This is a genomic window from Mesotoga sp. (genome assembly GCF_035363035.1).
Classification (GTDB): domain Bacteria; phylum Thermotogota; class Thermotogae; order Petrotogales; family Kosmotogaceae; genus Mesotoga.
Map to the genome: position 1 here is coordinate 58,369 of NZ_DAOSEH010000006.1, position 8,987 is coordinate 67,355.

The window sequence follows — 8,987 nt, forward strand, 5'->3', positions numbered from 1 at the left end:
CTCCCCTTTTTGGGGTAGTGCTTACACGACCAGCAGGATCATGAAGGCTATAACCAGCGAATAGATGCCGGTGGTTTCTGCGATAGCGTCGGCCAGAATCATCCTGGTAGTGAGCGTACCTATCATTTCCGGCTGCCTGGCCATAGCTTCCATGGCGCTGGCTCCGATCCTACCTTCTCCGATTCCAGGACCTATGGCACCGATTCCCATGGCCAGTCCCGCTCCTATGTACTTTCCAAGCATCATGAGTCCTTCTCCAATTTCCACAGTCAATACCTCCTCTGTAATCAATCTATCAACGAGCTGATGTAAGCTATTGTAAGTATCGTAAAGATCAAAGCCTGTATCGCCCCGAAGAACAGTCCAAAAATCCCCCACAGTGCCACGGGAACTATGAAGTACTTGGCAAGATAGCCAATTATAAGTATGAGAATACCGCCACCCATTATATTCCCGAAGAGCCTCAAAGAATGCGAAACAGGCTTGGCGATCTCTCCTATCACGTTCATGGGAAACATGGGCCAGGCCGGTTCAAAAAAGCTCTTCGCCCAGCTCTTGAAGCCCTTAGCCTTTATCGAAAAAACGTGGCTCATAACAAAAACAAAGCCCGCCAGCATCAGGTTCATATTGAGGTCCGAAGTGGGTGCGTACCATGTATCGGAAAGTATGGTTATCTTGAATCCTCCTCCGTCAGTTGGTATTGCGTTTATTCCCGGAAAGCTGCCGATAATGTTCGACAAGAGCACGAACAGAAAGATGGAAGCGGCTATGTTGAATATAGGTCTGACGAACTCTTTCTTGTTTACCGAATCCTCTACAAGGTCGTACACGTACTCCATTGCGACTTCCAGAAGGCTCTGCTTCTTTCCCGGGATTATCTTAAAAACCTTTACTCTGGTAGCAACAAAAATGATCAACGCCATGATTACCCAGGTCATTATCACCGTCAAAGGATTGATTCTGCTCATCGGTCCCTCGCCGAAGGGAAGCTGATAGATCCAGCGCTGACCAACGCCCTCAAGCTGGAACTTATAACCGGTAGCCAGCATGTACACCATGACAGCGATATAACCCGCGAATACCGTTCCGAGAAAGATCTTGTCAGACCTGGTAAGACTAATTTTCACAGAGCCACCTCCCGAAAATCATGGCAGATATCTTTAGGTTCATGAGTCCCACGAAACTTCCAAAAAAGAAGCCGGTCGAATACATCGCCGAACTTGCAAGACATATGCCGAATAGCCCGTACCTCAAGGCGAATCCCCAGACAAAACGCCTGCCCTCCATTACCAGAAGACCGGCGTCGCTCACTATTAGTAAAAAAGCGAGCAACGAGAACGTCGTCCCATAAAAAACGCCATACTCGGCTCCTCCGAAAGATACAAAGGAAAGCAGCGCACTCTCAGCCATCGCCAGAAGCGCCATTATCACCGCTATCTTTATCGTCATGGTTCTTGTTTCTATCATAACGCTCTGCCTCTTTCAGTAGATATTTAATTCCGTTGTATATACCGGAAAAAGCTCCAAAAAGCAGAAAAAAAGAGATCCAGATCTTTGCCATACCGGCAAACCTGTACAGAAGGTATCCTATTCCTCCCGAAACAAGTATGTTCGTTATTATTATAATAGCAAATTGGTAGAGAGAAGACATCGCTCCCCAATTTGTTTTTTTTCTGCTCATCTCAACATATTGCGGAGTTTCCCGCCCGGTATCAACACCAGTAATCTCCTGTAGATATCTCAATATCGAGGGGAATATCGAGTATCACCGCTCTCGACATACCTTCTTCGACTATCTCTTTCAATCTAAAAAGTTCCTCCTGTGGTGCTTCAAAGACCAGTTCATCGTGGACCTGGAGTATTGCGTAGCTTTTCATTCTTTCACTGTTGAGAAGGTCGTGAACCTTTATCATTGCCAGCTTCATTATATCGGCCGCCGTTCCCTGGATTGGAGTGTTTATGGCTATCCTCTCTCCTTCCTGTATTATGTTTCTGTTTCTGGTCTTGAACTGGGGAATTTCGCGCTTTCGTCCGAACATGGTCCTGACGGTTCCGGTATCCTTCGCACCCGTTATGGTGCTGGAGATGAAGGTTCGCACTTCGGGATAGGCTTTGAAGTAATTCGAGATCATCTCTTCGGCCTCCGAAGGTCTTATTTTAAGCCTGCTGGCCAATCCATAAGGAGAGATCCCGTAAATAATCGAAAAGTTAACCATCTTACCCACCCGTCTCTGATCCTCACCGACCTCTTCCTCAGATATGCCGTACAATCTCGACGCCGTTAGACTGTGAACGTCTCTACCCGTTCTGAAGGCTTCCAGTAACTCCCTGTCACCGCTCAAGTGTGCAAGTATGCGTAGTTCGATCTGAGAATAATCGGCACTGACGATCTTCCAGCCCTCTTTCTGGGGGACCACGCACTTGCGTATCTCTTTCCCTTCTTCATCTCTTATTGGCAAATTCTGCATGTTGGGGTTGCTGCTGGACAGACGGCCGGTGCCCGTTCCTGTCTGGTGGTAGCTCGTATGAATTCGCCCGGTTATAGGATTCGCCAGCACGGGCAAAGCATCGAGATACGTCGATTTGAGTTTCTGGTATTTTCGGTAGTCGAGGAGCTTCTGAACTGCCGGATGTTCTTCGGAGAGTTCTTCAAGGGCATCTGCACTCGTCGAGAAAGAACCCCCCCTGGTCTTCTTGGAAGGAGCCAGGCCAAGTTTATCGAAGAGAACTCTTCCCACCTGCGCCGGTGAGTTGGGGTTGAATTGCTCACCCGTTAGTTCGAAGAGCTCGCCCAGTATGAAATCTATCTTTCTGCCGTAATCGCCTGAGAGTTTCTCCAGTGATTGAATGTCGAAATAAACACCTTTCAGCTCTAAATCTGATAGAACGGGGATCAAGGACAGTTCTATCTCCCTGAAAACCTTCTCTAGCTTCTGCTCATATATCTTTTTCCTGAGAACGGAAGAGAGCTGCAAAGATATATCTGCATCTTCGACCGAGTACCTGGCAGCTTCTTCTAGAGGTACCTTTGTGAAGTCATCGCCCAGTTGATTGCGTTTCATTAGATCTTCGAAGGTAACCGTCTTGTAGCCGAGAAACTTCAACGCGAGCTCGTCCAGGTTGAAGCGTCTCGAATCGGGAGAGAGTAGATAGGCCGCAATCATGGTGTCGAATTCGGGTATTACAGGATGGATTTCGTTCAGGGCAAGGATTGAGTAATCGAATTTCAGATTCTGCCCGACGATCCTGGTACCGGGATTCTCGAGTATCTCCCGCAGCTGTGAAAGCAGCCATCTGCAATTGGCCTGCCACCTCTGAGTGTCGTGCCCGACAGGTATGTAGTATCCGCTCTTTTCCTCGATAGATATCGAAACACCGACAATTCTGGCACTGTGAGGATCGAGAGAGGAGGTCTCAAGATCCAGTGAGACGACCGGACTGCTCCTGACCTTTTCCAGGAGCTTTCGCAACTCTTCATCGCTGGCGATCAAAGTATATCCATCTATGTCGGACAGATTGGCTTCAGCCTCGCTAGTTAGGCCGTATTCATCTATCATGGAAGAGAACTCCAGCCTTAGCAGTATTTCCCTAAGGTACTCCTTTATATAGCCGTGATACTCCAGCTCATCAAGTGTGAGGTCGAGTTTTTCATCGGTCAGGAGCTTCACCAGTTCTCTGGAAAGTTCCATCGATCTCTTGCCGTCAATCAGCTTCTGCTTGAGACTCTGCGAAAGCTGCCTTATGTTTTCGTAGATCCCTTCTATACTCCCGTACTCTTTGAGCAACTTCTGGGCTGTCTTTATACCGATTCCAGAAACACCTGGAATATTATCGGACTGGTCACCGGCAAGAGTAAGAAGAGAATGAAGCCGCTCCGGTTCCAGCTCGAATTTATCGATCACTGCCTGCCTGTCGTATAGCTCAAGATCGGTAAGGCCTGTGACGAAACGCAGGACGTTAACTTTGTCATCGACCAGTTGAAGGATATCCTTGTCACCTGAAATTATGAAGACCTTTTCGACGCTATCTCTGTATTTCTTTGTAACCGTGGCGATTATATCGTCGGCTTCGAGTCCGGCGAGAGAGAAGTATTTCAATCCGAAAGCTTCCACTAGACCGGGAACATCCTTCAACTGTGCAACAAGAGCCTCCGGCATCGCTTCTCTGGTCGCTTTGTAGGCTTCGAACATTTTGTGTCTGTGGGTCAATTCCTTTCTATCGAAAGCAAATAGTGCGTAATCACCTTCGTCCATATGTTCACGGGTGAATTTTGAAAGCATCCGGGCCAGACCGAAGAGGGCGTTGGTCGGTTCACCTTTTGAATTGGTAAGGGAAACGTCGATACCGTAGTATCCTCTGTAGAAGATGGCGGTCCCGTCGAAGAGAAATAACCTGCCGGCCATCACCCGGCTCCTTTCTCTTCGAGTTCGTCGAGAAGCGCTACGGCGCGCCGGAGGTGGGGTATCACTATCGATCCGCCAACGACAAGAGCAATGTCAAGGGCTTCCATAATTTCCTGTCGGGTTATTCCAAGTGATTTACACTGAATTATGTGGTAGGAAATGCAGTCATCGCATCTTAGCACCGTCGAGGCTACCAGACCCATCAGCTCCTTCGTTCTGGTATCGAGAGCGCCATCTTTATAAACTGCACCGTCCAGGGAGAAGAACCTTTTCGTATTGATACTTCCCGTCTCCAGTATTCTTACATTCATCTTTTCTCGAAAACTCTTGAATTCTTCAAATCCTCCCAAGATCACACCTCCTTCAGAGGTCAGGAGTGAACAGTTCTTTTGCGTTATACATAAGCTGTTTCGAGCAGGTGTAGATATCCATCTCTTTCTGGCGGGCTATCTCTTCGACAACGTATCTTACGTAAAGTGGTTCGTTCCTCTTTCCCCTGAACGGGACCGGGGGAAGATATGGACAGTCCGTCTCGCTTATAAGCTTCTCAATAGGCGTCAGCCTAACGATCTCTCTCAACCCGTCGTTCTTTCTGTATGTGATCGGTCCACCTATTCCAAGGTAGTAACCCAGCTCGAGAAATCTGCCAGCCATCGCCGGACCTCCCGAAAAGGCATGTATCACTCCTTTTAGTCCCTTGAATCGACGGAGTATTTCATAAACTTCTTCGTATGCATCTCTCACATGTACCACGACCGGCAGCGAAAAAGAGAAAGCGATCTCAAGTTGCTTCAAGAAAACACTCTTTTGCACTTCTCTTGGCGAAAGATCTCTGTAGAAGTCCAGGCCGATTTCTCCCACTGCCACGACTTGTCTATCTTTCAACAACGATTTCAGAGTTTCCAAACCCCGGTCATCGAGACCATCACTCTCGTGGGGATGGACCCCGACTGATAATAAGACGTTCTTGACACCTTTGAAGACCTCCATTGCCCTCAGAGAATCTTCAACGGTTGTTCCGACTTCTATCAGCATAGACAGTTCGCCACTCTCGAGCTGGGCTTTAATTCTATCCCTATCGTGATCGAACTGTGGAAAGGAAACATGCGCGTGAGTATCCACCAGTTCAAGATGGATATTATCAGGCGTTTGCCCTGACATGGAAGATATCACCGTCCCTCACGATCTCTTCCTTTCCCACGAGCTTTATCAATCCTTTGTTCTTGGCCTCGTGCATACTTTTCACAGTCATGAACTCTTCGTAAGGTATCACTTCGGCCCTGATGAAATTCTTCTCGAGATCTGTATGAATCTTCCCGGCAGCCGCTTTGGCCGGCGTATCTTTTCTTATCGTCCATGCCCTGACCTCATCCTCGCCGACGGTCAGAAATGAGATTAACCCAAGATGTTCGTACGCAACTCTTGAGAGACGTTGTATGCCGCTTTCAGAGATGCCTAGCTCCTCCATGAACATGCCTCTATCCTCTTCTGGCAACTCGTTGAGCTCGACTTCAATTTTTCCAGAGATCTCTATATAGGCGAATCCACTTTCTGCGACACGGGCTGTGATCGCTGTCTTTTCCGGATACTCTTTCGATGTGAATTGATCTTCATCCACGTTCACGGCAACGATGATCGGCTTTGCGGTGAAGAGCGCCAGCGAACCCAGAAGCTTAAGATCCTCTTCGGAAAAGCCCATAACTGAAACAAACCTGTTCTCTTCAAAACCTTTTTCTATCTCTCCAAGAAGTTCCAGCTCGCGCTCTTCCTCCTTTGATAGCTTTCTTTTCTTTCTAGCTTCGTCCAGCCGGGAGATACGGTTCTCCACTACTTCCATATCACGAACCAGTAGCTCAGTCTCTATTGTTTCCAATTGCTTCGAAGGACTGCTTGCGCCGGCTGGCCAGGGAACGGAAGCCTCTTTGAAGGCTCTAACTACGGCTACTATGGCATCGGAATTCTGAATGAACTGGAGTATCCTGCTCTTTTCTTTCTGACCAGAAGAGAGGTCATAACCTGGGATATCTACAAAAGTGACGGTGGCATAGATGGTTTTCTTTGGATTGAAAATCTTAGAAAGCTCCTCTACCCTTTTATCGTAGACCTTTGCAACTGCCGTATTGGCTTCGTTTTTGTGAGTTGCGTGCGGTTCAACCCCAGTCAATAGTGAAAAAAGAGTACTCTTGCCGCTCAGCGGCAGACCGAAAATCCCTATTTCCACCTCATCGCCTCCTTATGTGTGAACCAGAAGTTGTCGGGATAGCCGCGCAATATTCGGAATTAAACTTTTCGTGAAATATCTATGCTTTCTTCAAAAACCTTTGTTCCATAAACTCCACCAAAGTGGGATATCATTTCTTCCATCGTAATAGTTTTACTTTTCACATCTATATTATCAGAATTATCCATGGTATTGAATCTGGGCCGTGAGTAAATTCATTCATTTGTATAAGACTTTCATAGTGCGATTAAAGTTTTGATCATTAACGATCCGAACTTACATGTCGAAGAGAATCTATTCCTTTCCAAATGGTCTTCTGCTTTCTTCTGCTTTTATTATCTCCTCAAGAAGTCTCGCCGACATCCTGACTACTGGCTCACATTTTTTCCATTCGTCTCTGTATTTATCCTTCAAACACGCACAGTCCAGACAGCCATACCTACTTCTGAACTCTCTCAAGAATCGTTCCGCGATTTTCTTCATTCTGTCTCTGTCTGTTGGATCGTCTCTATTATAAAGAATACCTATCACCGCCAGAGCACCCGTTATTGCGCCACAAATACTTTCGATACTCATTCCCCCACCAAAAGGCCCCATCATCCTCAAAGCTTCTAATGGAAGATCAAGTAAGAACTCGTCGTTCGCACCATAGATCAAAGCCTCGGAGCAGTTCCTGTCGACATCTAACGCACTGTAATAATTCGCCGCACTGTCTTCTAGCATTTTTTCTCCAGCTCTTCCGAAATCATTCTTATAGTTTGTAATAAGAACCATTTTTGATAAAATACATTCAACAATAGATTTCCAAAGGGGGTAACCATGTCGATACTTTTGAAAAACGGATCAATCTATCCTATCACCTCGAAACCATTCACGGGAGACATACTTGTTAGCAAGGGAAAGATCGAGTCAATCGGAGTAGACCTCAAATGTGAAGGTGCCGAAGTTATAGATGTATCCGGTAAGTATATCTTACCAGGGTTCATAGACGCTCACTCACATATAGGACTATTCGAAGAAGGCGTAGGAGGGTACTACCAAGACGGAAACGAGATGACCGACCCTCTGACACCGGATGTCTCTGTGGTTGATGCCTTCAGTCCACAGGATGCAGCGATAAAGAGAGCTCTCTCGGGAGGGGTTACAACAGTCATGGTCGTTCCAGGAAGTGCCAACCCTATAGGTGGCCAGGGAGCGATATTCAAGTTTAAAAATACGATGATAGTCGATGACATGGTCGTCAGAGCGCCAGCAGGTTTAAAAATGGCCACCGGTGAAAATCCGAAGAGAGTCTATGGCGAAGGCTTCAAAAAGACTCCAGGAACGCGTCTTGGAACGGCTGCGGTTATACGGGGATACTTCCAGAAAGTGCAAGGTTACATGGAAAAAAAGGCTTTAGTTGCTAAAGAGGGAAAGCCTTTCACGGACATAGATCCAAAGCTCGAAATCGGTGAAAAAGTGTTACGCAAGGAGATCCCCGCCAGGATTCACGCCCATAGGTTGGACGACATTCTCACGGCTGTAAGGCTTTCAAAAGAATTCGATTTCAAGCTTGTGATTGAACACGCAACCGAAGGTTATAAAATTGTCGATTACTTAAAAGAAAACAACGTACCTGTGGTTATTGGACCCATCTTCGGCTTCAGAACGAAACTGGAACTGAAGGACATGACGTACGATTCACCGAGAATAATGAATGAAAAAGGCGTTCTGGCGGCCTTTATGTGCGATCACCCTGTGATCCCGCTCGAGAGTACGAACATACAACTCGGTGTTGCCCTCAGATACGGTTCAAAAGAGGAAGATCTGTTGAAAATGGTGACGATAAATCCTGCAAAGATACTCGAAATCGACGACAGGGTTGGCTCGCTCGAGGTAGGAAAAGATGCCGATATAGCAGTGTGGTCGGGACATCCTTTCCAGTTCTCTTCAAGAGTTGAAATGGTATTTATAGAAGGAGAAGAGGTATACAATAGCAAATAAATCCGTTTGTGTATAGACCGGATTTGACATTCAAACCATATAGGAAATTCTTATTTTAAAGGCAGATCACAGCCGCTGGCTCTTGTCAGCGGTATGCCTTTGAAATTTAATTCTCACTCACAATTTGTTTTATCCAGTATGTGCCTTCTTTTGCTTGACTACTAAATTGAATCTCTGATATAATTCTCTCAGTGAATGAATGAAATTAGGAGGTCTTATGGATCTTTCCGAATATTCGTTTTTCAATCCCTCTCCAAATTTCAGGGAGATGAGCATACTCAAGGCTCTCACGGAAAGCTCTTCAGTTTCCCAGGAAAGGCTTGCCAGACTGGCAGGCATAGTTCCCAGCATGGTTAACAAATACATAAAGGATTTCGAAG

The 8,987-nt window shown here is 46.5% G+C and carries 11 protein-coding genes; 2 read left to right on the forward strand and 9 right to left on the reverse strand.

Annotation, left to right across the window (positions count from 1 at the left end):
• Window positions 1–21 precede the first annotated feature (21 nt).
• The 9 genes from PKX57_RS02215 to PKX57_RS02255 form a co-directional block, all read right to left on the reverse strand.
• Window positions 22–267: a F0F1 ATP synthase subunit C gene (locus PKX57_RS02215; protein WP_169699818.1), complete on the reverse strand. Its 246-nt coding sequence runs from the start codon at window positions 265–267 to the stop codon at window positions 22–24.
• A 20-nt stretch (window positions 268–287) separates the two neighbouring features.
• Window positions 288–1,127, reverse strand: a complete 840-nt coding sequence (atpB, locus tag PKX57_RS02220; protein ID WP_472415920.1) for a F0F1 ATP synthase subunit A — start codon at window positions 1,125–1,127, stop codon at window positions 288–290.
• Window positions 1,117–1,467 carry a hypothetical protein gene (locus PKX57_RS02225; protein ID WP_213919765.1) on the reverse strand — a complete coding sequence of 117 codons (351 nt, stop codon included), beginning with the start codon at window positions 1,465–1,467 and terminating at the stop codon, window positions 1,117–1,119. Before PKX57_RS02225 ends, atpB begins: the two co-directional genes overlap by 11 nt.
• A complete protein-coding gene (locus PKX57_RS02230) occupies window positions 1,403–1,744 on the reverse strand; it encodes an AtpZ/AtpI family protein (RefSeq protein ID WP_470745922.1) in 342 nt (113 codons plus the stop codon). The genes PKX57_RS02225 and PKX57_RS02230 overlap by 65 nt, the downstream gene beginning before the upstream one ends.
• Window positions 1,713–4,403 carry a DNA polymerase I gene (polA, locus tag PKX57_RS02235; RefSeq protein WP_213919766.1) on the reverse strand — a complete coding sequence of 897 codons (2,691 nt, stop codon included), beginning with the start codon at window positions 4,401–4,403 and terminating at the stop codon, window positions 1,713–1,715. The genes PKX57_RS02230 and polA overlap by 32 nt, the downstream gene beginning before the upstream one ends.
• The gene (locus PKX57_RS02240; RefSeq protein ID WP_472414337.1) at window positions 4,403–4,714 is read right to left on the reverse strand and encodes a carboxymuconolactone decarboxylase family protein; all 312 of its coding nucleotides are present in this window, start codon (window positions 4,712–4,714) and stop codon (window positions 4,403–4,405) included. Before PKX57_RS02240 ends, polA begins: the two co-directional genes overlap by 1 nt.
• 52 nt (window positions 4,715–4,766) lie before the next feature.
• Window positions 4,767–5,564, reverse strand: a complete 798-nt coding sequence (locus PKX57_RS02245; RefSeq protein WP_214048394.1) for a TatD family hydrolase — start codon at window positions 5,562–5,564, stop codon at window positions 4,767–4,769.
• Window positions 5,545–6,624: a redox-regulated ATPase YchF gene (gene ychF / locus PKX57_RS02250; protein ID WP_472415922.1), complete on the reverse strand. Its 1,080-nt coding sequence runs from the start codon at window positions 6,622–6,624 to the stop codon at window positions 5,545–5,547. The genes PKX57_RS02245 and ychF overlap by 20 nt, the downstream gene beginning before the upstream one ends.
• A 294-nt stretch (window positions 6,625–6,918) precedes the next feature.
• Window positions 6,919–7,398, reverse strand: a complete 480-nt coding sequence (locus PKX57_RS02255; RefSeq protein WP_464597079.1) for a C-GCAxxG-C-C family protein — start codon at window positions 7,396–7,398, stop codon at window positions 6,919–6,921.
• 45 nt (window positions 7,399–7,443) lie between these two features.
• On the opposite strand from PKX57_RS02255, the gene PKX57_RS02260 reads away from it, so the two are divergent.
• Together PKX57_RS02260 and PKX57_RS02265 are read left to right on the forward strand one after the other, a co-directional pair.
• Window positions 7,444–8,607, forward strand: coding sequence for an amidohydrolase (locus PKX57_RS02260; protein ID WP_472415924.1), 1,164 nt, complete (start codon window positions 7,444–7,446; stop codon window positions 8,605–8,607).
• Between the two features lie 268 nt (window positions 8,608–8,875).
• Window positions 8,876–8,987 (forward strand): winged helix-turn-helix domain-containing protein (locus PKX57_RS02265; protein ID WP_472415928.1); only part of this gene is annotated, 112 nt, incomplete at its 3' end.

Excerpts from the sequence above, each read along its gene's own strand:
- PKX57_RS02260 (WP_472415924.1), top strand. The coding sequence starts at position 7,444 with ATGTCGATACTTTTGAAAAACGGATCAATCTATCCTATCACCTCGAAA.
- PKX57_RS02225 (WP_213919765.1), bottom strand. The coding sequence starts at position 1,467 with ATGATAGAAACAAGAACCATGACGATAAAGATAGCGGTGATAATGGCG.
- PKX57_RS02255 (WP_464597079.1), bottom strand. The coding sequence starts at position 7,398 with ATGGTTCTTATTACAAACTATAAGAATGATTTCGGAAGAGCTGGAGAA.
- PKX57_RS02245 (WP_214048394.1), bottom strand. The coding sequence starts at position 5,564 with ATGTCAGGGCAAACGCCTGATAATATCCATCTTGAACTGGTGGATACT.
- PKX57_RS02240 (WP_472414337.1), bottom strand. The coding sequence starts at position 4,714 with ATGAATGTAAGAATACTGGAGACGGGAAGTATCAATACGAAAAGGTTC.
- polA (WP_213919766.1), bottom strand. The coding sequence starts at position 4,403 with ATGGCCGGCAGGTTATTTCTCTTCGACGGGACCGCCATCTTCTACAGA.